Raw genomic sequence first — 23,498 nt, 5'->3', positions numbered from 1 at the left:
GGGCGGCGGGCGGCGGATGAGGGTCAGACCCAGACGCCGCGGTCCTCCATGACCTTGCGCAGTGTGTCGATGTGATCGGTCATGATGCCATCCACGCCCAGGTCCAGGAGCCGGTGCATGTGCTCCGGGTCGTTCACCGTCCACACGTGCACCTGTAGTCCGAACGCGTGGGCGGTGCGCAGGAAGCGGTGGTCCACGACCGGGATGCCCGACTGCGCCTGAGGCACCTGCGCGGCGACCGCGGACCGGCGTACGGCGGCCGGCAGGCCCCAGGACCGCAGCCGCAGGCCGAGCACTCCCCGGCTGCCGTACGACGTCGCCAGGCGCGGCCCGGCCAGCCGCTGGGCCCGCGCCACCCGCGCTTCCGCGAAGGAGCCGAGGCAGACGCGGTCCCAGGCGTGGGTGCGCTCGATCAGGTCGAGGAAGGGGAGCAGGGCCGGTTCGGCCTTGACGTCCACGTTCCAGCGGGCCTCGGGGAAGGTCTCCAGGAGCTCCTCGAAGAGGGGGATCGGCTCCTTGCCCGCCACGCGCGCGTGCCGTACGTCCTGCCACGGCAGGTCCGCGATCCGGCCCGCTCCGTCCGTCATCAGGTCCAGGGTCGCGTCGTGGAACGCGACGAGCCGGCCGTCAGCGGTGACGTGGACGTCGGTCTCCAGGTAGCGGTAGCCCGCCTCGACCGCGCGCCGGAACTGCGGGGTGGTGTTCTCCAGGCCGTCCGCGGCTCCGCCGCGGTGGGCGAAGGCGAGCGGGCCGGGATGGTCGAGGTAGGGGTGGTCCATCCGGGGGGTCACGGTCGCAGTATCGCCCCGTGCGGTGGCCCGGTGGCAACGACCGTGCTGCCGCCGGATGCCGGCGGGACGGCGAACACACGCAGGAAGAACTGGGCGAGCGGGCCGATCGACACCGCGTACAGCAGGGTGCCCACCCCGAGGGTGCCGCCCAGCAGGAACCCGGTCACCACGACCGCCACCTCGACGGCCGTGCGCATCAGGCGGATCGAGCGGCCGGTGCGCCGGTGCAGACCCGTCATCAGGCCGTCCCGCGGGCCCGGTCCGAAGCGGGCGGCGATGTAGAGGCCGGTGGCCGCTCCGTTGAGCAGGATGCCGCCGAGCAGCAGCGGGATCCGTACCGCCAGGGTGTGCGCCTGCGGGAGCAGGGCCAGCGTGGCGTCCATGGCGATGCCGACCACGAAGACGTTGGAGACCGTGCCCAGTCCCGGGCGCTGGCGCAGCGGGATCCACAGGAGCAGGACCGCCGCGCCGACGATGATCGACACGACGCCGATCGTCAGGCCGGTGAGCTCGGCCAGGCCCTGGTGGAGCACGTTCCAGGGCTCCAGCCCCAGGCCCGCCTCGACGAGCAGCGCCGAACTGGCCCCGTACAGCGCGAGACCGGCGTACAGCTGGGTCGACCGTCGCCCGACGCGGCCCGGGCTGTTCGTGGACAAGGGCTCCCCCTGTGGTGGTAGTGGCCTGACACATGACACCCTGAGGCTTGAGTGGAAGTGTCATCCATGGCCAATTCGGGGAAGGTGGACTGGTTTCCATGGCTCAGTGGACTTCGGCGATGGGCGCGGTACAGCTGGCCCGGTTGCTGACCTCCCAGCAGGACCGTCCGGCCGGCCCCGGCACCCGTCGTCCGCCGGCCTACCGGGCACTCGCCGACGGCATCCGTCTGCTGGTCCTCGAAGGGCGCGTGCCGGTCGCCGCCCGGCTGCCCGCCGAGCGCGAACTGGCGCTGGCCCTGTCCGTGAGCCGCACGACGGTGGCCTCCGCCTACGAGGCGCTGCGCACGGAGGGCTTCCTGGAGTCCCGGCGTGGGGCCGGCAGCTGGACGGCGGTGCCCGCGGGCAACCCCCTGCCCGCCCGGGGCCTGGAACCCCTGCCGCCCGAGGCCCTCGGCTCGATGATCGACCTGGGCTGCGCGGCGCTCCCTGCCCCCGAGCCGTGGCTGACCCGCGCCGTACAGGGCGCTCTGGAGGAGCTGCCGCCGTACGCCCACACGCACGGCGACTATCCGGCCGGGCTGCCCGCGCTGCGCGCGATGATCGCGGAACGCTACACCGGGCGCGGAATCCCGACGATGCCCGAGCAGATCATGGTGACGACCGGTGCGATGGGCGCCATCGACGCGATCTGCCATCTGTTCGCGGGGCGCGGTGAACGCATCGCCGTGGAGTCGCCGTCCTATGCCAACATCCTCCAGCTGATGCGGGAGGCGGGCGCCCGGCTGGTGCCCGTCGCCATGGCCGAGGGCCTGACCGGGTGGGACCCGGACCGCTGGCGCCAGGTGCTGCGGGACGCCGCGCCCCGGCTGGCGTACGTGGTCGCCGACTTCCACAACCCCACCGGTGCGCTCGCCGGCGAGGACCAGCGGCGTCAGTTGGTGGAGGCGGCCCGGTCGGCGGGGACGGTGCTGGTCGCCGACGAGACGATGAGCGAGCTGTGGCTGGACGCGGACGTGGAGATGCCGCGGCCCGTCTGCGCCTTCGACCCGGCCGGGTCCACGGTGATCACCGTCGGGTCCGCCAGCAAGGCGTTCTGGGCGGGGATGCGGATCGGGTGGGTGCGGGCCGCGCCGGACGTCATCCGCAGCCTGGTCGCCGCGCGGGCGTACGCCGACCTGGGCACACCGGTGCTGGAGCAACTGGCGGTGAACTGGCTGTTCAGCACGGGCGGCTGGGAGAAGGCGGTCGATGTGCGGCGCGAGCAGGCCCGGGGGAACCGGGACGCGCTGGTGGCGGCGGTCCGCAGGGAGCTGCCGGCCTGGGAGTTCGAGGTGCCGAAGGGCGGCCTGACCCTGTGGGTGCGGGCCGGTGGCCTGTCGGGCTCGCGGCTCGCCGAGGTGGGCGAGCGGGTGGGCGTACGGGTGCCGTCCGGGCCGCGCTTCGGCGTGGACGGGGCGTTCGAGGGGTACGTGCGGCTGCCGTTCACCGTGGGGGGCGCGGTGGCGGAGGAGGCGGCACTGCGGCTGGCGGCGGCGGCGCGGCTGGTGGAGAGCGGGGGTTCCACGGGCGGGGAGTCACCTCGCACGTTCGTGGCGTGAACGGGACGGCGGGGACGAGTGGGGCCGCGGGCCCGGCTGTGGGGGCGCTGTTCTCCGTGGGACGGGAGAGGGATCGGGAGGCGGGAGCGGGCAGGCGGCGGGTCGTCCGCCGTCGGCGGCCTGAGGGGCGGCCACAGATCCCCGACGGCCTGGGGGGCTACCGGGTCTGTGCCTCCGGTGGCCTGAGGGGGCGGCCACGTGGCCGCAAGGCCTGTGCCGTCGGGCTGACGGTGGCCGTGTGGGCCGGCCGCCCCCCCTTTCCGCGGCGGCTACGAGGTCTCCGCCGCCATCGGTTCCGCGGGCACCGCCTCCGGGAGGTTCTCCCCGCCGTCCGGCAGGGTCTCCCCGTCCGCGGGTGTGGTCCGCGCCGGCAGGAGTGCCAGGACCGCCTGACGGTCCGCGTCGCTCGTGGCGTCGTCGTACGGATCCGGGGTCGCCGGGACCTGGAGGCGGTGGACCGGGCCGGTGCCCAGCCGGGCGTAACCGCGGCCGGGCGGGACCTGCGCGACGGGCGTCGTCTGCGGGCGGGCGCCCAGGACGGCCTCCAGTTGCTGGTTCGTGGCCGGGCCGAGGACCACGCGCGCCCGGGTGTGCTGGCGTACGGCCTCGCTCAGGGTGTCCGCGCCGTCGAACTGGTCGGCCACGACCACCGTGATGTTCGCCGCCCGGCCGTGCCGGAGCGGGACCTGGAGGAGGGACTGCGGGTCCGGGCGGCCGTCGGAGGCGGCGATGTGCGTGAACGCGCTCGGGCGGTCCAGGAGGATCCACAGAGGGCGCCTGGTGTCGTCGGGCGGCGGATCACCCGCCTGGCGGGCGTGGTTGGCGGCGATCAGCCGCCGCTCCGCCTCCGTCGCGACCCACTCCAGGCTGGCCACCGCCCCGGTCAGCCCGCACTCCACCGCGAGGACGCCGTCCCGGCCGGTGAGGCAGGCGTACTCGCCGGTGCCGCCGCCGTCGACGATCACCACGTCGCCGTGGCGCAGGGCCTGGAGGGCGATCGAGCGGAGCAGGGTGGAGGTGCCGCTGCCCGGCTGGCCCATGACCAGAAGATGAGGCTCGGTGGAGCGGATGCCGGTGCGCCAGACGACCGGGGGCACGTCACGCCGCTCCACACCGTGGGTGAGCGGGAGCGTGCGCTGGATCTCGGAGTGGTCGGTGAAACCGAGCACCGTCTCGCCGGGGGCGGTGACGAAGCGCTGGGCGGCGATGTCGGTGGGCAGCGGCGGCAGCACGGTGACCGTGAGCTGGTTGGCCTCCTCGTCCCAGGCGAAGTGGTACTCGCGGCCGCGGCCCGACTTGGCGTGCAGCAACTGCTCGATCCGGGCGCGGGACTCGGTCTCGCCGTCGGTGAAGTACGCCGGGTAGCGGATGACGAGGTGGGTCGTACGGCCCGTCTCGTCGAACTCGTACGCGGGGAAGACCTTGTCCCACTCGCCGCCGTGCGCGTACAGCGGATCCGGGTCCTCGGGGGTGGAGAAGTAGGGGACCAGGGCCTCGTACAGCGACCGGAGCCGCTGGGTCTGCGACTCGTCCGGGCCCTCGGGCTCCGCCGGTGGGCGGTCCCGGCCCTGCCAGGCCGCTGCCGCCATCAGGGTGATGACGGCGAGCAGCGGGCCGTACGGGGCGAGTGCCACGACCAGGATCACCGACGCCACCAGGAACAGCAGCGGTCCGCGCTTGTCCTTGGGGGTGTCGGCCCACTTGCGCCGCCCGGCCGAGGCCAGCCGGTGCAGTCCGCGGGTGATGGTGATCAGCGGGTGGAGGACGTCGGTGGCGCTGTCGGCCGCCGTCCGGGCCAGCTCCCGGCTCCGGGCGATCTGCGCGCTGCCTGTGCTCAGGATGCGGGGAAGGGGGCGCCGGGCCACTGCTGTCTCCTGGAGGTGCGTGGGGGGCGGGGGCGTCAGAACTTGATTCCGCCGAGGAGGCTCGCGAGGCTCTCGCCGCCGGCCTTGATGCTCGGGGCGATGGCCGTGCTCGCCAGGTAGAAGCCGAAGAGGGCGGCCACCAGGGCGTGGGAGGCCTTGAGTCCGTCCTTCTTGAAGAAGAGGAAGACGATGATGCCGAGAAGGACGACGCCTGAGATGGACAGGATCATGAGGTTCTCCTGGTTCGTGGGGACAGTCACCATGAGTACTTCCAGGATCACAGCATGTATCCATACGATAAAAGGTGCAACTGGGTGAATTTCTATGTATTTACATCAAATGGCGGAGGTGTTCGGGTTCGGTCGCACCGGGTGCTTGCGTCCGACCGGGCCCGCGGTGATCTTTACCTGGGGCACATCGGGTCATGTGCGGCGCGAGCCAGTACCCTGGCGATTCACCTGAACGGTTGCATGGAGAGGTGGTCCGGCCGATGAGCGAAGCCATCGACCCCGGGGTCGTGGAGCTGGCGACCAAGGTCTTCGATCTGGCCCGGCAGGGGCAGACCGAGACGCTCGTGGCGTATGTGGACGCGGGCGTTCCGGCCAATCTGACCAATGATCGCGGCGACTGCCTGGTGATGCTGGCCGCCTACCACGGCCACGCCGACGCGGTCCGCGGCCTGCTCGCCCGGGGCGCCGATCCCAACCGGATCAACGACCGGGGGCAGACCCCCCTCGCCGGGGCCGTCTTCAAGGGCGAGACAGAGGTCGTCGAGGCTCTTCTGGAGGCCGGTGCCGATCCGGCCGCCGGCACCCCCTCGGCCGTCGACACCGCCCGGATGTTCGCCAGGACAGAAGTGCTGGAACTGTTCGGCGCGCACTGACACGCATGGTCTGACCAGGCACGACACAGAAAACGGGGGAGGCGGTAACGGGCCGCCGAAATTTCGGTCGCGGCAGGAGGAACTGCCGAGTCATCATGACGTCGTGGTTCACGGACGTGATGGCCGGGCAGGCGATGCCGCACCGCGCGGACCGTGAGACGGTCCGCATGGGCCACCGACGAGAGGCAGAGGAAGATGGCTTACAGCAAGCAGGAAACGGCGGGCGCCCCGACGTGTTGTCACGCGGCCAGGTAATGCAGGACCCCGGTTGCGTCGACGCTTGATGTGAGGCTGTTTCCCATGTTCGATCCGGTCATAGCGCCCAGCGGTACGCTGCTCGGCCTGCTCCAACGGGGCCGCGGCGACGGCACGCTGCACGCGCTCACCGCGCCACGCGCCGAGGCGCTCGCGGCGCTCGGCCACTGCGTGCTGCGCGATCCCCGCCACGACTGGCAGGTGGAGAACCGCTCCCTCTACTACGCCCGTCTCTTCCTCGACCTGAACGGCGAGCTGGACGAGATCGAGGCCCACCTGTTCGACGTCGAGGACGTCCTCGACACCGAGGAGTCCCGCACCGGGCTCGCCCTCGCGGTCCTCGGCCACCTCGCCTCGTACGGCAGGCGCGACGCGCTCGCCCTGCTGCGCCGGTACGCCGCCACCGGCTCCAACTGGGCCTGGGCCCTGGACGAACTGGCGCTGCGTGACGACGACGCCGGACTGCGTGCCCTCGCGGCGCCCGTCCTGGCACGGTTCGCGACCGATCCCGAGGGCGAGGCCGAGCTGGCCGCCGTCGTGCGGGACGCCTTCGAACCCCGGCCCTGGCGGCTGTGGGCGGAGGATCCGCGCGCCTCGATCGCCACGCGGGTGCGGGCCGCCCAGGAGACCGGCTGCTTCGACCGCTGGCAGCGGCAGATGAGTCCCGGCGGGCCCCGCCCAGGGTGGAGCGTGCGGGCCGTCTTCGAGTGGGCCCAGCAGGGCATGGAGCGCGGTGCCGCCCTCCATGTGCCCGCCGCCCGCTGTCTGGTGGCCGTCGCGGGACCCGAGGACCGGCCGGAGATCGTCCGGGCCGCCGAGGACGGCACCGACGGCGCCCGCTGCACCGCCCTGCGCTATCTCGCCGACAGCGACGACCCCGCTGCCCTCGACCTGATCGAGAGGGCCGCGATCACCGGCACCACGGCCGTCGTGGACGCCGCCGTGGACGCCTTCGAACGGATGCGCAGTGTCGCCGCCGTGGACCGGGCGCGCGGCTGGGCCCGCCGGCCCGATCCCCTCGGCGCCGCCGCCGGCCGCATGCTCGCCTGCCGGGGCGCGGCCCAGGACAGCGAACTCGTCCTCGCCGCCCTCAGGGAGGCCGTCCGGGGCGAAGGACCCGACGCGCCGACCCTGTGGACCCTCGTCGACGGCACGGGACGGCTCGGCATCGCGTGCGCGGCCCCCGTACTGCGTCACATCTACCGCGAGACCGCCTCCTCCCATCTGCGCGGCCGGGCCGCCCGTGCCCTCGCCGCCACCGACCCCTCCTTCGCCACCGGCTTCGCCGTCGAGTGCCTGTGGGACTGCGAGGAGACCACCCGGGAGATCGCCGCCCGGCACGCCGAGACCGGTGACGCCCGGGTCGTCGAGCGGCTGCGCCGCCTGGCCGCCGATCCGGCCGAGGAGGCCGAGGTCCAGACGGCCGTCCGCAGCCGGATCGGACCGGACCTGACCAGCAGCATCGGCGACGCGACCGCCATGTGAGCGACGGGCCCGCGGGCGCGCCCGCTCGTGAGCACACGCGGACGGGCCCGTGGGTGCCCGCTCGGCCTCCCGGGGGTTCGGCGCGCCCAGCCCGCCTCCGACGCCGTTCGATGAGGCCGGACCGTCCCGAACACGGCCTGACCCGCTCGGGTGTGCAGCGCAACGCTCATGGGACGTTCCTCGTCCGGACAGATCCACGTTGACGCGGCCACGTCCGGTACGGCGACAACACCCCTATGCGTGTCGTCATCGTGACCGAATCCTTTCCCCCCGATGTGAACGGCGTGGCCCACTGCGCGCTCCAGACCGCCCGGCACCTCGTAGATCGCGGTCACTCCCCGCTCGTCGTCGCGCCGGCCACCGCCGCCGGCCCCGGGCCCGGGGCAGATGCCCCGGCGCCGTGTCCTGTCGTCCGCGTCCCCTCCCTCCCGCTCCCCGGCTACCCACAGGTCCGCGTCGCCCTCCCCAGCCGACGCGTGGCCGCGGCGATCGTCGAGCACCGTGCCGACGTCGTCCACCTCGCCAGCCCCTTCGTCCTCGGCGTCCGCGGCATGGCCGCCGCCGCCCGGCTCGGCATCCCCGCCGTGGCGGTCTACCAGACCGACCTCGCCGGATACGCCCGCACCTACATGGGCGCGGGCGAGGCAGCCGCCTGGCGGCGCATCCGCTCCGTCCACAGCGCCGCGGACCTCACCCTCGCGCCCTCCAGCGCGGCCCTGCACGACCTGGAGGCACACGGCGTGCCCCGGGTGCGGCTGTGGCCGCGGGGCGTGGACACCGGCCGCTTCCGCCCCGGGCTGCGGGACGTGGCGCTGCGTCGCGAACTCGCGCCGGACGGCGAGCTGATCGTCGGTTACGTCGGCCGGCTGGCCCCCGAGAAGCAGGTCGAGCTGCTGTCCGGTGTCTGCGGCCTGGACGGTGTCCGGGTCGTGGTCGTCGGGGACGGGCCGAGCCGGCCGGGCCTGGAGCAGGCGCTGCCGGGCGCCGTCCTCCTGGGCCGCCGTACCGGCGACGAACTCGCCCGGATCTTCGCCTCCCTGGACGTCTTCGTGCACACCGGACCGTTCGAGACCTTCTGCCAGACCGTGCAGGAGGCCATGGCGAGCGGGGTGCCCGTCGTCGCGCCCGCCGTCGGCGGCCCGCTGGACCTGGTCGCCCACGGGCGCACCGGCTTCCTCGTCCCGCCGCGCGACGCCGGCGCCGTACGGGACGCCGTGTGGGCCCTGGCGGCCGATCCAGCGCTGCGGACCGCGTACGGCAGCACCGCGCGTGCCACCGTCGAGGGACGCACCTGGGCGGCCGTCGGCGACCAGCTGATCGGGCACTACGGGAACGTGCTCGCCGCCCGGACGGTGGTGGCCGCGTGAGCGCGCTGCGGATCGTGCGGCTGGCCAACTTCGTCGGCCCGGCGTCCGGCGGTCTGCGCACCGCCCTGCGCGAACTCGGCGAGGGCTACCGGGCCGCCGGGCACGAGCCCGTGCTCATCGTGCCGGGCGAGCGCGCGAGCGACCGCGAGACCGAGCAGGGACGGGTCATCACCCTGCCGGGGCCGCTGCTGCCCGGCACCGGCGGCTACCAGGTCCTGACCGACAGCCGGCGGGTGGCGGGAGTGCTGGAGGAACTGGCCCCCGACCGCCTGGAGGTCTCCGACCGTACGACCCTGAGGTGGACCGGCAGGTGGGCGCGGCGCGCCCGGGTCCCCGCCGTGATGGTCTCCCACGAGAGCGCCGACGGCGTGCTGCGCACCTGGGGCCTCGCGACGCGGATGACGCGGACGCGGTGACGCCTGTTCGGCCGGTGGCCCCTGGGAATCGTGCTTCCCGGGCGCCTCTGCCCAAGGGGGGTTCCTACCTGCCCGGAGGCGTGGCATGAGACCGCTGCGCTTCGTGGCGCTGGGGGACTCGCTGACCGAGGGCGTGGGGGATCCCGTTCCGGAGGGGTGGCGCGGCTGGGCCGCGCTGCTTGCCGGCGGGATGACCGAGGGGGCTGGGGAGTGCCGGGGGCTCGCGGGGGCCGTGGACCGCGTGGAGTTCACCAACCTCGCCGTGAGCGGGTCGCAGACCCGTGACGTGCTGGAACGGCAACTGCCCGCCGCGCCGGCCCTGCGGCCCGGCATCGCGTCGGTCGTCATCGGCGTCAACGACACCCTGCGCTGCACCTTCGACATCCAGGCCGTGGCCGCCCGTCTGGACACCGTCTGCTCGGCCCTCACCGGGCAGGGTGCCGTCCTGCTCACGGCCTGTCTGCCCGACCCCGGCGCGATGCTCGGGTTGCCGGGTTCCCTGGCGCGGCCCCTGGCCCGGCGGCAGCGGGCGGTCAACGCCGTCGTCCACGCGCTGTCCGAGCGGTACGCGGCCGTGCACCTGCACGCCTGAGGGCGCCTGGCTCACGGACCGGGCCATGTGGAGCGCGGACCGGCTGCACCCCGGCGAGCGGGGACACCGGCAGCTGGCCCTGCGCTTCCACGCGCTGCTCGCGGAACACGGTCTCGCGACGGGTACCGCGCCCTCGCCCGAGCCCGAGTTCCCCGCGCCCACCAAGTCGGCGAGCCTGTGGTGGCTGGCCACCGCCGGCACCGGCTGGGTGGCCCGGCGCTGCACCGACCTGGTGCCGCAGCTCCTGACACTCGCCGTCGACGAGATGCGGCACCGCGCGCGCGGGACGAGCGCCCGGCTCGACCTGCGGGCCTCCGCGGCGGTGTCCGCGGCGCTCACCGCGCTCTCGGCCGACGCGCTCTCGGTCGCCGAACGGCGGCCGGACGTGGCCTGAGGGCGAGGGGGCGCTCAGATCGCCCGGGATCACGTGAGATCACCTGGGATCAAGCTGCGGTGCGTGGCGCGGTCCGTGGTGTGGTGGAGCCTGATGCCAGGCGTTCGCGGGCCGTAGCGTCGTCGCCCGGAGGGCGGCTTCGCGGCGTCAGTGCGTGCTCTCGGCGTGCCGGGCGCGGGGTCTCGTATCGGATGTACTCGGGTCCGCGTCCGGCGACGCCCGGCACGCGCCGGACGGGGGGGCGGGACTGCCCGCGGGGCGGGAGCCCGCGGGGCGGGACTGGCCGCGGTGCGGGAGTGCCCACATGGTGAGAGTGCGGGTGTGGCATCGCCAGGCAGGCGGGAGACAGCCGACGTGCCTCAGCGCCCGCGGACGGCCACGAACCGTACCGGAGTGCCCGGCACCGCCTGTGCGGCGGCCGGGAGGTCCGCCCCGCGGACGACCGCGATCACCGGGTAGCCCCCGGTGGTCGGGTGGTCGGCCAGGAAGACCACCGGTCTGCCGTCGGGTGGGACCTGGACGGCGCCCAGCACCATGCCCTCGCTGGGGAGTTCGCCGGCCAGTGCCCGCGGCAGGGCGGGGCCCTCCGTGCGCAGCCCGATGCGGTTGCTCGCGGAGGACACCCGGTACGCGTGCGAGGTGAAGGCCCGGACGGCCTCCGGTGTGAACCAGTCGTCGCGGGGGCCCAGGACCACCCGGAGTACGAGTTCGGCCGGGGGCGCCGGCTGCGGGGCGAGCTCCACGCGCGCGTGGGCTTGCCTCGGGGTCCCGAGGGGCAGGACCGAGCCGTCCGTGAGCGGGGGCGGGCCCAGACCCGACAGGAGGTCGGTGGACCGGCTGCCGAGGACCGGCTCCACGGTGATGCCGCCGGAGACAGCGAGGTAACTGCGTACTCCGGAGACCGCCGCCCCGACGTCGAGGAGGGCTCCGGCGGGTACGCGCACCGGGGCGCCCCAGGCGACCGGGCGTCCGTCCACGGCGACCGGGCAGGGCGCGCCCACGACGGCCACGGTGACCGTCGAACGGGGCCGTACGGCACAGCCGTTGAGCGTGGTCTCCAGGACGGCGGCCTCGGGGCGGTTGCCGACCAGCCGGTTGGCGAGCGCCGCCGTCGGCCCGTCCAGCGCGCCGGAGCGCGGCACCCCGAGGTGGGCGTGCCCGGGCCGACCCTGGTCCTGGACGGTCGTGAGGGCCCCGGCGCGGACGACGGCCAGCGCGCGATCGGTCATACCGGCCTCACCGGGCCGGTTGGTTCCACGCGGTTCGCCGCGCCTGCTGCCGTGGCCGGTCCGGCAACCCCTGCCGGTTCGGCAACTCCTGCCGGTCCGGCAACCCTTGCCGGTTGGCCCGGTTGGCCCGGTTGGCCCGGTTGGCCCGGTTCGGCCACCCCGGTCGCCCCCACCGCTCCCGTCGCTTCCGTGACATCCCCCTCCGCTGTCGGTGCGGGCTCCGTCCCGTTCCCCGGTGGCAGCGGGACGAAGCGCACGCGGGTGCTCGGGGAAAGGAGTGCGGCCGGTACGCGCGCGTGGTCCCACAGCACGGTGTCCGTGGTGCCGATCAGTTGCCAGCCGCCCGGGGACGAGCGCGGGTACACACCGGTGTACGGGCCCGCCAGACCCACCGAACCCGCCGGGACGGCCGTGCGCGGAGTGGAGCGGCGGGGGACGTCGTAGCGCTCCGGCAGTCCGGTGAGGTAGCCGAAGCCGGGGGCGAACCCGCAGAACGCGACCCGGAACTCGGTGCCCGCGTGGATGCGCGCCACCTCCTCCCGCGGGACCCCCCAGTACGCGGCGACGTCGGCCAGGTCGGGGCCGTCGTAGCGTACGGGGATCTCCACGACGGGCTGGTTACGCGGGGGACTGACCGGGACCTCGGAGGCGGTCAGCTCGGATGCCAGGCGGTCCGGGGCGTCGAGACCGTCCAGGAGGACCGTACGGGCCGCCGGGACGATCTCGCGAACGGTCAGCAGGCCCGCCGCGCGCCGCCGCACCAGCTCCGCGTGCAGCGCCTGCGCCTCCTCACCCGAGGCCACCTCGAGGAGCAGGGCGTCGTCGCCGACGGGCAGGGCCCTCATACGAAGGCCTCCACCCGGACGCCCGAGGTCTCCAGCCGCTCCCGGACCCGGCGGGCCAGGTCCACCGCGCCGGGTGTGTCACCGTGCAGGCACAGGGAACGCGCTTGTACCGCGATCCGTGTCCCGGAGAGCGAGGTGACCTCGCCGAGGCGGGCCAGCCCCACGGACCGCTCCACGACGGTCTCCGGGTCGGTCACCACGGCGCCCTGCCTGCCGCGCGGCACGAGGGTGCCCTCGTCGGTGTACGCGCGGTCCGCGAACGCCTCCGGGACGGGCGGCAGGCCCGCCTCCCCGGCCAGCTCCAGCAGACGGGAGCCGGGCAGCCCGAGGACGGGCAGGGCGTCGTCCGCGAGGAGGACGCCCGCCACGACCGCGGCGGCCTGCTCCTCGTCGCGCACGACCCGGTTGTAGAGCGCGCCGTGCGGTTTGACGTACGACACGCGCGAGCCCGCCGCCCGCGCGAACACCTCCAGGGCGCCGATCTGGTAGGCCACCTCGGCCGCCAGTTCGGCGGGCGGCACGTCCATCGCGCGCCGCCCGAAGCCCGCGAGGTCCCGGTAGGAGACCTGCGCGCCGATCCGTACCCCGCGCTCGGCCGCCAGCGCGCACACCCGCCGCATGGTGGCCGCGTCCCCGGCGTGGAAGCCGCAGGCCACGTTGGCGCTGGTGACGACGGTCAGCAACCGCTCGTCGTCGGTCAGGTGCCAGCGGCCGAAGCCCTCGCCCAGGTCGGCGTTGAGATCGATCGAGGTCATGGAGTGTCCGAGCCTCCTTGTCGTCCTCTCCATTGTCAGGCCACGCGGTACTGCTCGTCGCGGGCGTCGGTCAGGAACATCTGTCCCGGTGCGTGGGTGATGGCGAACGGCGGGCGCGAGGCCATCACCGCGGCCTGCGGGGTCACACCGCAGGCCCAGAACACCGGGATGTCGTCCGGCTCGGCGTCCACCGGCTCGCCGAAGTCGGGGCGGCCGAGGTCGTCGATGCCCAGCCCCGAGGGATCGCCGCAGTGCACGGGGCTGCCGTGCACCGCCGGGAGCAGACTGCTCTCGCGGATCGCGGCCGCCAGATGCTCCGGCGGTACCGGGCGCATGGACACCACCAGGGGGCCGTGCAGGCGTCCCGCCGGACGGCACGCGCGCGAGGTCACGTACATCGGGACGTTGCGGCCCTGCTCGATGTGGCGGATCGGGACGCCCGCCCCGGACAGCGCCCACTCGAAGGTGAAGCTGCACCCGATGAGGAACGACACCAGGTCGCCACGCCAGTGCGCGCGCACGTCCGTCGGTTCGTCCACCAACTCGCCGTGCCGCCACACGCGGTAGCGCGGCAGGTCGGTGCGCAGGTCGGCGCCGTCCGCGAGAACGGTGGTCCAGGAGCCGGCGTCCGTGACGTCGAGCACCGGGCACGGCTTGGGGTTGCGCTGGCAGAACAGCAGCATGTCGTACGCCCAGTCGGCGGGGACCGAGATCAGGTTGACCTGGGTGTGGCCCTGGGCGACTCCGGCGGTGGGGCCCGTCAGGCCCGCCCGGAAGCGGGTCCTGGCCTCGTGCGGGCTCCACGCGCGCGCGTGCTCGTCCACGAGGGTCAGGGGGCGGTCGTCCGCGACGGCCACGGGGCGTCCTTTCGTGCGGTTCACGTGAGTTCCTTTCCGCGCGTCTCCGGCAGCCCCAGCAGCGCCAGGGCCGCGATGCCGTACCCGATCGCGCCGAAGACAAGCGCGCCGCCGACGCCCCAGCTGTCGGCCAGGAAGCCGACCGTGGTGGGGAAGACGGCGCCCACGGCGCGGCCGGTGTTGTACGTGAAGCCCTGTCCGGTGCCGCGCACCGCCGTGGGGTACAGCTCGCTCAGGTAGGACCCGAAGCCGCTGAAGATCGCCGACATGCAGAACCCGAGCGGGAAACCGAGGAGCAGCAGCAGGGTGTCGGCGCCGCTCGGGATGTTCCCGTACGCCACGATGCAGATCGCCGACAGCAGGGCGAAGAGCCAGATGTTGCGCCGGCGGCCGAGCCGGTCGGTGAGGTAGCCGCCGGTGAGGTAGCCGAGGAAGGCGCCGGAGATCAGGAACGTCAGGTAGCCGCCGGTGTTGACGACCGACAGACCGCGTTCGGTCTTCAGATACGTCGGCACCCAGGTGGCCAGCGTGTAGTAGCCGCCCTGGACGCCGGTGGAGAGCAGCACCGCGAACACCGTGGTGCGCCGCAGGCCGGGTTTGAAGATCGCCGCGAACGAGCCCTTCCCCTTGCTCTTCTCGCGTACCGCGGCCGCCTCCGGCGCGTCCTGCACCCGGCGCCGCATCCACACGACGAGCAGCGCGGGCAGCGCGCCGGTCCAGAACATCACGCGCCAGGCCAGGTCGTCGTCGAGGAACGAGAACACCAGCGTGTACATGATCGCGGCGAGCGCCCAGCCCACGGCCCAGGAACTCTGGATCGCGCCGAGCGTGCGGCCCCGGTGCTTGGCGCTCGCGTACTCGGCGACCAGGATCGCGCCGACCGCCCACTCGCCGCCGAAACCGAGGCCCTGGAGGGCGCGGAAGACCAGCAGCGTCTCGTAGTTGGGCGCGAAGCCGCAGGCGACAGTGAAGACCGCGTAGGTGATCACCGTGATCATCAGCGCCCTGACCCGGCCGATCCGGTCCGCCAGGACACCCGCGAGGGCGCCGCCGATGGCGGAGACGACGAGGGTGACGGTGGTGAACAGGCCGGTCTGACCACTGTTCAGACCGAAGTACGCGGCCAGCGCGACCATGCTCAGCGGCAGCGTGAAGTAGTCGTACGAGTCCAGGGCATAGCCGCCGAACGCGCCGGCGAAGGCGCGCCGGCCCCGCGGACCGAGGGCCCGCAGCCAGGCGAACGCCCCGTCGCCGTCGGGGAGTTCACGCGCCGGGGGCGGGGCGTCGGAGTCGGAGGTCACAGCCGGGGGTGGAGGGGTCGTGCTCATGGGCACCTCGCAGAAGGAGGACGGAGGGTGCGTGGGGAGTGAGCCGTGCCGTGCGGAAGCGATGAACCGTGCCGTGCGGAAGCGGTGGCGCCGTCGCGAGCGGGACGACGCCGTTCGCGGCCGTTGGTAGCAAGGTAGAGGATCGTTGAACGATCCCTCAATACCCACGTTGTTTCGTTCTTGTATCTGCGATTGAATTCCGGGCATGGCAGAGCAGCTGACGGGACTGGCCGACGACCGCGCCCTCCTGGGCCGGACCAGCACCGCGGAACGGGTCTCGGACATCCTCCGGAGCCGTATCGCCGACGGATACTTCCCGCCGGGGACCCGGCTGTCGGAGGACAGCATCGGAGGCGCGCTCGGGGTCTCCCGCAACACGCTCCGCGAGGCGTTCCGGCTGCTCACACACGAACGCCTGCTCGTCCACGAACTGAACCGGGGCGTCTTCGTCCGGGTGCTGACCGTCGAGGACGTCGAGGACATCTACCGCACCCGCGCCCTCGTCGAGTGCGCGGTCGTCCGGGGCCTCGGCGAGCCGCCGTACGACCTGGACGGTCTCGGGGAGGCCGTGGCCCAGGGGCAGCGGGCGGCGCGTGAGGGCGACTGGAAAGAGCTGGGCACGGCCAACATCCACTTCCACCGGGAACTGGTCGCGCTCGCCGGGAGCGACCGCACCAGCGAGCTGATGCGCAGCGTCTTCGCCGAGCTGCGCCTGGCCTTCCACGTGGTGGACGAGCCCCGTCGGCTGCACGAGCCCTACCTGGCCCGGAACGTGCAGATCTTCGAGGCGCTGCGGGCGGGGGACAGGCGCGAGGCCGAGAAACTGCTCGCCGTGTACCTCGACGACTCGCTGGAGCGCGTGGTCGAGGTGTACCGGCGGCGGGTCGGGGACGAGGGGTAGCAGGTCCGCCGCCCGGTGCGACCGCCGTGCCGCCGGGTGGCTTCTGCGTCGTTTGGGTCGTTGTCAGACCGAGGACCTAGTCTGTGCACCGTGACTTCGCCTGCATCGACGGACCGTGTTCCGCCCCAGCTCAGCGCGGGGCCGCGCCCCGCACCGGGACCGGCCGCCGACGAGGGACTGGCGCGGCGGCTGCGCGCGCTCGCCTGCACCGCGCCGCTGCACGACCTCGACGCCCGCAAGGCCAACCTCGCCGGCGAGTACTCGGTGTACGGCATGGCGGAGGTGGCCCTGTCCGCCATCGACCTGGTCACCCTGAACATGGACTTCGACACGGGCGCCGACCACGACCAGGTCGTCGCCCGGCTCATCCCCCGCATCGCGGCCCAGGCCCCGCAGCGGCCGGTCGCCGAGCACGAGCGGGTGGCCCGCTGGGTCCTGGAGAACCTGATCAACGTCGGCAGCGTCGACCGAGGCTTCCGGGCCGTGTACGGCACGTTCGCGCAGGACGGCACCTACGTCCGCCGCGACTACGACTTCAAGCTGATCGAGGAGGTGCCCGGCCCCGGCGGCAGCGTCTACCTGCGGACCACCGACGAGGCGGTCAACGTCCTGGTCGGCGCCCTCGACACCGATGTCACCAGTGCCCAGATCGCCGCCGAGGTCAAGCTGGAGGTGCTGATCAGCCGGGGCCGCCTCGCCGACGCCCAACTGGCCGCCGAACAGGCCCGGTACCGCACGGTCCAGTACTCCGAGACCCTGCGGCGCGCACTGGACGCCACCCGGCGCAACGTACGCGCGGTGGACTGGCTCACCACCGTGCCCGACATGATCGCCGAAGCCCTCGACCACGTGGCCGACCGCTACCGTCACGAGAACGCGATCCTCACCAACATCCGCAAGGCGCGCGACGAGTCCGAGGAGCCGGAGCACAAGCGCCGCGCCGCCGAGCTGGTGGACATCGTCAAGGACTGCATCCGGCGCCACACCCAGCTCCAGGCCCGGCTGCTGGAGGCGGGCCCCCTCTTCCGCGCCGAGCAGGACCGGCAGGCCTTCGCCACCCCCATGACGACATCGGGCATCGACCTGTACGGGCATCTGGTCGCGCCCGTCCTGCCGTTGGCCCTGGAACAGGCGGTCCGCGTCACCGACGCGTTCTTCGCGCGCGGGACGGGCATGCGCACGCCGGTGTCGGTACGGGTCGGCGACCTCGTCGACATCCTGCTGACGCCGCCGCTGGAGCGGGAGCACCTGGGCGCGGAGATGCCGGAGCCGGATCTCATCGCGACGCCGGACGACAGCCGGTTCAGTGAGGAGCAGCTGGCCGCCGCCATGGAGCTGCTGGATCTTCCGGCGGATGCGCCCCGGAGGCTCTCGGGGCTGCTCGCGCAGGCACGGCGGCAGGATGCCGACCTGCCCTATCTCGTCGCGCTGCTGGCGGTGCACGCCGCCAGTCCGCCCGTGGGCACGGCCTATCGCCAGGGCGAGGAGAAGCTGTTGTTCGCCGTGGACGACGGGGCGGAGTTGGACGACCCGGAGTTCGGCGGGGCCGATCTGATCGTGGGGACGGCTCTGCTGGACGCGGCGGGGATGGCAGCCGGCAGGACGGAGGCCGCTTGATGTCCTCCTTCGGCTGCCGGCCGTCCGTGGCCGGTCGCGCAGTTCCCCGCGCCCCCAGGTGGGCGATCCGTCCCTCCGTTTCCAAGTCCAGGGAGTCGCAGTCGTGACCGAGCACGTCGAGTGGAGTGAGCCGCAGGCCGCCGCCGCGCCGGTGACCGCCCCCGTCACCCCCGCCGACGCCGCCGACGCGGCGCGGCTCGTCGCCTTCGGGTTGCAGCCCAAGTTGCAGCCCGCGCGGGACCAGGAGTACACCGAGCTGTTGCGGCGCTACCGCGAGGACCCGCCGTTCGCGCGGCTCGCCGACGCCGTGGCCGCCGGGCTCGGGCTGGTCGTGCTGGAGGTGTCCCCGCGCGCGGGAATGGCCGTCACCGCCGCCGAGGACTCGGTGTTCGCCGTGCGCATGGGCGACTACGCGCGCCGGACGGCCGCCGACGCCGGGGACCGGTTCCTGCACGGCCTGGCCCATCTCGCGGTCGCCGCCATGGCGTACCCGCGGCCGGAGGACCTCGCCGACGACGGGTACATCGGGCGCGTCTCGGTCAACGGCGTCGACGCCTTCGTCCGGCAGGCCTGCCGGCGACTGGAGGAGCGGGCCGAGGAACTGGGCGAGAACACCGACCCGGCCACCGACGCGCCCGGCCTGGAGGCAGCCTGGCGGATCTGGGCCAGACGCAGCGCGGCCGGCGCCACCAAGGACGCGCGGCGGCTCGCCGGTTCGACCACGGGCATCGTCGGCAAGGCCGTCGCCTTCCTCACCGACTCCGGGTTCCTGCAGCGGACCGGCGACGACAACGGCGGTACGTACCGGACCACCGCCCGCTACCAGCTCCAGGTACGGGACATGGCGGGCAGTGCCGCGATGGCCGAACTGCTGGAACTGGGCGTGGTCCCGGTCACCGACGGCACGCCGACCCTGCTGCCGCCCGAGGACACCGACGACCTGGACCTGGTGGCCGACGCCGGGTTGCCGTTCCACGCGCCCGCCCAGTCCTGAACCCCCCTGCCCTGCCGAAGACTTACGAGAGTCCGCCATGTACGAGCTGTCCCGGGTCCGCCTCTACTCCATCGGGCCCGCCGGTGCGCGCTACGCCGACACCGTGCTTGACCTGCGCGGTGTGGGCGAGCCCGTGCCCGACCCCGCGCCCGCCCAGGCGGAGTTCTTCGAGGAGGAGCCCGTCGGCCCGCCGCGTCGGCCCGCGCCCGCCGGTGTGCTGTTCCTGGAGAACGGCGGCGGCAAGTCCGTCCTGCTCAAGCTGATCTTCTCGGTCATGCTGCCGGGTCACCGCAACACCCTGGGCGGCGCCAGCTCCGGCGTGCTGCGCAAGTTCCTGCTCGCGGACGACTGCGGCCACGTGGCCCTGGAGTGGCAGCACGTGCTGACCGGCGAGTGCGTCGTCGTCGGCAAGGTCAGCGAGTGGCGCGGGCGCCAGGTCTCCAACGACCCGCGCAAGTTCGCCGAGGCCTGGTACTCCTTCCGGCCCGGCCCCGGTCTCAGCCTCGACAGCCTGCCCGTCGCCGAGTCCACCGCCGTGCGGCCGTCCGTCGAGGGGCAGTCGGGCGCGCAGGGCCGCCGGCGGACCATGAAGGGCTTCCGGGACGCCCTCACCGAGGCGGGCAAGGCGTACCCCCATCTGGAGGTGCACTGGGAGGAGATCCACGACCGGTGGATCGAGCACCTCGGCGATCTCGGCCTCGACCCCGAACTCTTCCGCTACCAGCGGGAGATGAACGCCGACGAGGGCGAGGCCGCCGGCCTGTTCGCGGTGAAGAAGGACTCCGACTTCACCGACCTGCTGCTGCGCGCCGTGACCGACACCCGGGACACCGACGGGCTCGCCGACCTGGTCAGCGGCTTCGGCAACAAACTGGGGCGGCGCGCCGAGCTGATCGCCGAACGGGACTTCACCGCCGGGTCCGTCGACCTGCTCGGGCGGATCGTCGAGGCGGCCGAGGCCCGCTCCCGCGCGCGGGATGTCCACACCGCGGCCGAGCGCCGCACCAGGACCCTGGCCCGCCGGCTCACCGCGCGCGGCGCGCAGGAGCGGGTGCGCGCCGCCGACCTCGCCCAGCGGGTCACCGGCGCCGCGTCCGCCGTCACGCACGCCGAGGCAGGCCGGGAGCGCACCGCGCTGATCGCCGCCGAACTCGCCTACCGGAACGCGTCGCTGGCGCTCGCCGCCGCCGAGAAGTCGGCCGCCGCGCAGAAGCGCGAACTCGCCGACGCGCGCACCCTGCACGCCGCCTGGCAGGCCGCAGAGCAGGTGCTGCGCCACCGGGCCGCCGCCGACCGGGCCGCGCGCGTGGCCGCCGCGATCCAGGAGGCCGAACGGGACGCGGCCCCCGCGCTCGCCGCCCGCGCCAAGGCCGCCGTCGATCTCGTCCGGGCCCTGCACAGGGCGGCGGAGAACGCCGAGACCCTCGCCAACGAGGAGGAGGAGCGGTCCGCCGCCCTCCAGGAGGTCAGCGAGTCCGCGTACCGCGACTCCACCTCCGCCGCCACCGAGGCGCAGCGCGCCCGCAGTGAGATCGGGCATCTGCGGCAGCGCCTGGCCGAGGTCGAGCAGGAGACCGCCGAGGCGGTGCGCGCGGGCTGGCTCGACGACAGCGCGCCCGACGCCGACCCGGCACGCGCGGCCCTCGCCGCCAGCGACGCGGAGAAGACCGCGGTTGCCGCCTGGGACACCGCGCGGGAGGCCGCGCGCCGGGCCACCGAGCACGCCCGCGAGGCCGCCGCCGCCGAATCCCGCGCCGAGCTGACCGCGGCCCGCGCGGAGGACGCGGCCACGGCGGCGGAACGCTCCTACGCGGCCGACCGGGGCCTCGCCGAGGCGCTCGCCGGGGAGGAGCGGCTGGCGGAGCTGCTGAGCCTGACCGCCGACGACCCCCGCCCGGTGGTCCCGCAGCCCCGCCAGGACCCCGACGACAGCGGTCCGCAGGGGCTCACCCCCGAGGACCTGGACCGCTACGCCGACGAGCTGCGCGAACTCCTCGACGACGCGGTCTCCTCCGCCGAGCGGCACCTCTTCGAGCTGCGCACCGCCGCCGCCGACGACTCCCGCATCCTCGGCGCGCTCGGCGACGGCGGGCTGCTGCCGCCCGGCCCGGACGTCCTGGCCACCGTGGAGTTCCTCGGCGAGCAGGGCATCCCCGCGCTGCCCGGCTGGCGCTACCTCGCCCAGGCCGTCGACCCCGTCGACCACGCGCGCGTGCTGGCCGCCCGCCCGGAGCTGGTCGACGGCGTGATCATCACCGACCCGGCCACCCACGCGCGGGCCCGCGAGGCACTGAACGACGCCGCGCTGCTGCCCCGGTCAGCCGTGGCCGTCGGCACGGCCGCCGCCCTGCTCGCCCCCACTCCGGCGCCCGACGCGGACCACGGTGACGTGTTCCTCGTCCCGCCGAACCCGGCCATGCACGACGAGCACGCCGCCGACGAGGAGCGGCAGGCGCTGCGCGCGCGGGCCACCGAGCGCGACCAGGAGATCCGCGACCTCGCGGCCCGGCTCGGCAAGGACCGGGAACTGTCCGCGCGGCTCGCCTCCTGGCGCACCGGCTGCCCGGCCGGACGGCTCGTGGAGCTGGCCAGAGCCGCCCAGGACACCCGCGTGTTCGCCGAGGAGTCCGAGGCCGAGCTCGCCGAGGCGCGGACCGTGCGCGCCGAGGCCGACGAGGCCGCCACCGAGGCCGCCCAGGTCCGCGACGAACACCAGGAGGCCGCCCAGAAGGCCCGGCGCGCCGCCGACGCCCTCGCCGGGCTCGCCTTCCGGCTGCGGGAGCGGGCCGGCTGGCAGGCCAAGCTGCGCGAACTCGCCGACGAGGCGGCCGAGTCGGAGGCCCGCGCCCAGGTCTGCCTGGAGCGGGCCCGGGCCGCCGGCGAGGACCGGCGCGCCGCCCAGCGTGCCGCCGACGACGCCCGCCGCACCGCCCGGGCCCTGCGCGCCGAGCGCTCCGAGATCGCCGGCGCCCCCGACGACGTACCGCAGAGCGGAGCGGACGACCCGACGGCGTCCCTGCCCGCCCTGCGGGAGGCGTACCGGGCCGCCTCCCAGCTGTACGAGAAGGTCGGCGTCGACGCCGACCTGCGCGCCGAGCAGGCCCGGGCAGAGAGCGACGAGAGTGCCGCGCGGGCCGACCTGGACCGGCTGAGCAACAAGGTCCGCACCCGCGCGGAACAGCTGCTCCAGTCGCCCGACGGCTCCGACGGACCCTCCCGGCAGGCCGCCGTCGCCCGCGCCGAGGAGCTGGTTCAGCTCCTGGAGACCCGCATGTCCACCGCGAGTGAGCAGCTCGGACGCCTGCGCGGCGAGGCCGAGCGGCACGCGCCCGAGGACGGCGAGGCGCACACCGACCTGCCCGCCGACCAGCAGCCGCGCGACGCCGAGCACGCGCAGGCGCTGCTGCGCACGGCGAGCACCGAACTCGCCTCCCGGACCGAGGCGGTGCGGCAGGCCCGCGAGGCGCACGCCGAACTGCTCGACGCGCACCGCGCCGCCGAGGACGCGGCCGGCGGCTTCGACGAGATCGCCGCCATGCTCCGCGACCTGCTGCGCGAGCACACCGCCGACGAGGAGCACGAGGAGCCCGAGCCGTATCCGGGCAGCCCGGAGGAGGCACGGCAGTCCGCCGCCGAGGCCCGCCGGTCCCTGCGCGGCTGCGCCGCCGACCTGTCGTCCGCCGAGGCCGCCGTACGGGAGTCGAGCGACGTCCTGGTCCGGCACGCCAACTCCACGCGCTACGAGCAGGTCCGCACCCCCGCCCGGCAGCAGATCCGGGAACTGCCCGCGTCCGCGCTGCCCGAGCACGCCCAGCGGTGGGCCGACGCGTTCGCGCCCCGACTGCGGGTCCTCACCGACGAGTTGGCGCAGCTGGAGCGCAACCGGGACTCGATCGTGGACCGGCTCCGAGGGCTCGTCGAGTCGGCGCTCGCCACGCTCAGGTCCGCCCAGCGGCTGTCCCGGCTGCCGGAGGGCCTCGGCGAGTGGTCCGGGCAGGAGTTCCTGCGTATCCGCTTCGAGGAGCCCGACCAGGCCACGCTCACCGAACGGCTCGGCGAGGTCGTCGACGAGGCGACCCGCGCGGCCGTCAAGAAGAACTCCGACCTGCGGCGCGACGGCATGTCCCTGCTCCTGCGCGGAGTCGCCGCCGCGCTCCAGCCCAGGGGCGTCGCCGTCGAGATCCTCAAGCCGGACGCCGTGCTGCGCGCCGAACGCGTCCCCGTGGGGCAGATGGGCGACGTGTTCTCCGGCGGCCAGCTGCTCACCGCGGCCATCGCCCTGTACTGCACGATGGCCGCGCTGCGGTCCAACGACCGGGGCCGCGACAAGCACCGCCACGCCGGCACGCTGTTCCTCGACAACCCGATCGGCCGGGCCAACGCGACCTACCTGCTGGAACTCCAGCGGGCCGTCTCGGACGCGCTCGGTGTCCAGCTCCTCTACACCACCGGCCTGTTCGACACGACCGCGCTCGCGGAGTTCCCGCTGGTCATCCGGTTGCGCAACGACGCAGACCTGCGGGCCGGGCTGAAGTACATCAGGGTGGAGGAACACCTGCGTCCGGGACTGCCGCAGGCTCCCGCCGGGGAGGGCGGGCACAGCGAGATCACCGCGACACGGATGTACAAGCGCCCGGCGCCGAGTGCTCCGTAGCCGACGGCAAACGGGG

Annotated in this window: 16 protein-coding genes and 3 pseudogenes; 10 read left to right on the top strand and 9 right to left on the bottom strand. The window is 74.2% G+C overall.

What is annotated here, in order from left to right:
• Nucleotides 1-23: 23 nt before the first annotated feature.
• Together QQS16_RS09545 and yczE are read right to left on the bottom strand one after the other, a co-directional pair.
• The gene (locus QQS16_RS09545) at nucleotides 24-791 is read right to left on the bottom strand and encodes a glycerophosphodiester phosphodiesterase family protein (protein ID WP_286061190.1); all 768 of its coding nucleotides are present in this window, start codon (nucleotides 789-791) and stop codon (nucleotides 24-26) included.
• Nucleotides 788-1,447: a membrane protein YczE gene (yczE, locus tag QQS16_RS09540; RefSeq protein WP_286061189.1), complete on the bottom strand. Its 660-nt coding sequence runs from the start codon at nucleotides 1,445-1,447 to the stop codon at nucleotides 788-790. Before yczE ends, QQS16_RS09545 begins: the two co-directional genes overlap by 4 nt.
• A 98-nt stretch (nucleotides 1,448-1,545) precedes the next feature.
• On the opposite strand from yczE, the gene QQS16_RS09535 reads away from it, so the two are divergent.
• Nucleotides 1,546-3,045, top strand: a complete 1,500-nt coding sequence (locus QQS16_RS09535; RefSeq protein WP_286061188.1) for an SCO1417 family PLP biosynthesis transcription factor — start codon at nucleotides 1,546-1,548, stop codon at nucleotides 3,043-3,045.
• A gap of 269 nt (nucleotides 3,046-3,314) precedes the next feature.
• On the opposite strand, the gene QQS16_RS09530 is transcribed toward QQS16_RS09535, so the two are convergent.
• Entirely contained in the window at nucleotides 3,315-4,910 is a 1,596-nt protein-coding gene (locus tag QQS16_RS09530) for a P-loop NTPase family protein (RefSeq protein ID WP_286061187.1), read from the bottom strand.
• Between the two features lie 35 nt (nucleotides 4,911-4,945).
• Nucleotides 4,946-5,140 carry a hypothetical protein gene (locus QQS16_RS09525; RefSeq protein WP_015661880.1) on the bottom strand — a complete coding sequence of 65 codons (195 nt, stop codon included), beginning with the start codon at nucleotides 5,138-5,140 and terminating at the stop codon, nucleotides 4,946-4,948.
• 260 nt (nucleotides 5,141-5,400) lie between these two features.
• On the opposite strand from QQS16_RS09525, the gene QQS16_RS09520 reads away from it, so the two are divergent.
• The 5 genes and pseudogenes from QQS16_RS09520 (at nucleotide 5,401) to QQS16_RS09500 (ending at nucleotide 10,302) form a co-directional block, all read left to right on the top strand.
• On the top strand, nucleotides 5,401-5,793 hold the full coding sequence (locus tag QQS16_RS09520; RefSeq protein ID WP_286061186.1) for an ankyrin repeat domain-containing protein: 393 nt from the start codon (nucleotides 5,401-5,403) through the stop codon (nucleotides 5,791-5,793).
• A gap of 300 nt (nucleotides 5,794-6,093) precedes the next feature.
• The gene (locus tag QQS16_RS09515; protein ID WP_286061185.1) at nucleotides 6,094-7,533 is read left to right on the top strand and encodes a HEAT repeat domain-containing protein; all 1,440 of its coding nucleotides are present in this window, start codon (nucleotides 6,094-6,096) and stop codon (nucleotides 7,531-7,533) included.
• A gap of 236 nt (nucleotides 7,534-7,769) precedes the next feature.
• Nucleotides 7,770-8,900: a glycosyltransferase family 4 protein gene (locus QQS16_RS09510; RefSeq protein WP_286061184.1), complete on the top strand. Its 1,131-nt coding sequence runs from the start codon at nucleotides 7,770-7,772 to the stop codon at nucleotides 8,898-8,900.
• Nucleotides 8,897-9,307 (top strand): annotated as a pseudogene (locus tag QQS16_RS09505) (glycosyltransferase); the annotation flags it as partial. The gene QQS16_RS09510 and the pseudogene QQS16_RS09505, both read left to right, overlap by 4 nt.
• Before the next feature lie 94 nt (nucleotides 9,308-9,401).
• A pseudogene (locus QQS16_RS09500) lies at nucleotides 9,402-10,302 on the top strand (SGNH/GDSL hydrolase family protein).
• A gap of 359 nt (nucleotides 10,303-10,661) precedes the next feature.
• On the opposite strand, the gene QQS16_RS09495 reads toward QQS16_RS09500, so the two are convergent.
• The 5 genes and pseudogenes from QQS16_RS09495 to QQS16_RS09475 form a co-directional block, all read right to left on the bottom strand.
• On the bottom strand, nucleotides 10,662-11,531 hold the full coding sequence (locus QQS16_RS09495) for a 5-oxoprolinase subunit C family protein (protein WP_286061183.1): 870 nt from the start codon (nucleotides 11,529-11,531) through the stop codon (nucleotides 10,662-10,664).
• Between the two features lie 239 nt (nucleotides 11,532-11,770).
• Nucleotides 11,771-12,376, bottom strand: a pseudogene (pxpB, locus tag QQS16_RS09490) (5-oxoprolinase subunit PxpB); the annotation flags it as partial.
• Nucleotides 12,373-13,131, bottom strand: coding sequence for a LamB/YcsF family protein (locus QQS16_RS09485; protein ID WP_286061182.1), 759 nt, complete (start codon nucleotides 13,129-13,131; stop codon nucleotides 12,373-12,375). The pseudogene pxpB and the gene QQS16_RS09485, both read right to left, overlap by 4 nt.
• A gap of 35 nt (nucleotides 13,132-13,166) precedes the next feature.
• Nucleotides 13,167-14,012, bottom strand: coding sequence for a putative hydro-lyase (locus QQS16_RS09480; RefSeq protein ID WP_502963777.1), 846 nt, complete (start codon nucleotides 14,010-14,012; stop codon nucleotides 13,167-13,169).
• Entirely contained in the window at nucleotides 14,009-15,316 is a 1,308-nt protein-coding gene (locus QQS16_RS09475; protein WP_286061181.1) for an MFS transporter, read from the bottom strand. Before QQS16_RS09475 ends, QQS16_RS09480 begins: the two co-directional genes overlap by 4 nt.
• 205 nt (nucleotides 15,317-15,521) lie before the next feature.
• Between QQS16_RS09475 and QQS16_RS09470 the strand changes: the two genes are divergently transcribed.
• The 4 genes from QQS16_RS09470 to QQS16_RS09455 all read left to right on the top strand — a co-directional run bounded on the left by QQS16_RS09470 (nucleotide 15,522) and on the right by QQS16_RS09455 (nucleotide 23,482).
• A complete protein-coding gene (locus QQS16_RS09470) occupies nucleotides 15,522-16,217 on the top strand; it encodes a GntR family transcriptional regulator (RefSeq protein ID WP_286061180.1) in 696 nt (231 codons plus the stop codon).
• A 90-nt stretch (nucleotides 16,218-16,307) separates the two neighbouring features.
• Nucleotides 16,308-17,834 (top strand): hypothetical protein, encoded by a 1,527-nt coding sequence (locus tag QQS16_RS09465; protein ID WP_286061179.1) that lies wholly within the window; start codon nucleotides 16,308-16,310, stop codon nucleotides 17,832-17,834.
• Nucleotides 17,835-17,937: 103 nt separating this feature from the next.
• The gene (locus tag QQS16_RS09460) at nucleotides 17,938-18,828 is read left to right on the top strand and encodes a hypothetical protein (protein ID WP_286061178.1); all 891 of its coding nucleotides are present in this window, start codon (nucleotides 17,938-17,940) and stop codon (nucleotides 18,826-18,828) included.
• Between the two features lie 37 nt (nucleotides 18,829-18,865).
• The gene (locus tag QQS16_RS09455; protein ID WP_286061177.1) at nucleotides 18,866-23,482 is read left to right on the top strand and encodes a coiled-coil domain-containing protein; all 4,617 of its coding nucleotides are present in this window, start codon (nucleotides 18,866-18,868) and stop codon (nucleotides 23,480-23,482) included.
• The last annotated feature ends 16 nt before the right edge of the window (nucleotides 23,483-23,498 follow it).

This window comes from Streptomyces sp. ALI-76-A (assembly GCF_030287445.1).
Lineage (GTDB): Bacteria > Actinomycetota > Actinomycetes > Streptomycetales > Streptomycetaceae > Streptomyces.
Note: the sequence above shows the minus strand (reverse complement) of the source record. Positions and strands in the feature narration are given on the sequence as shown.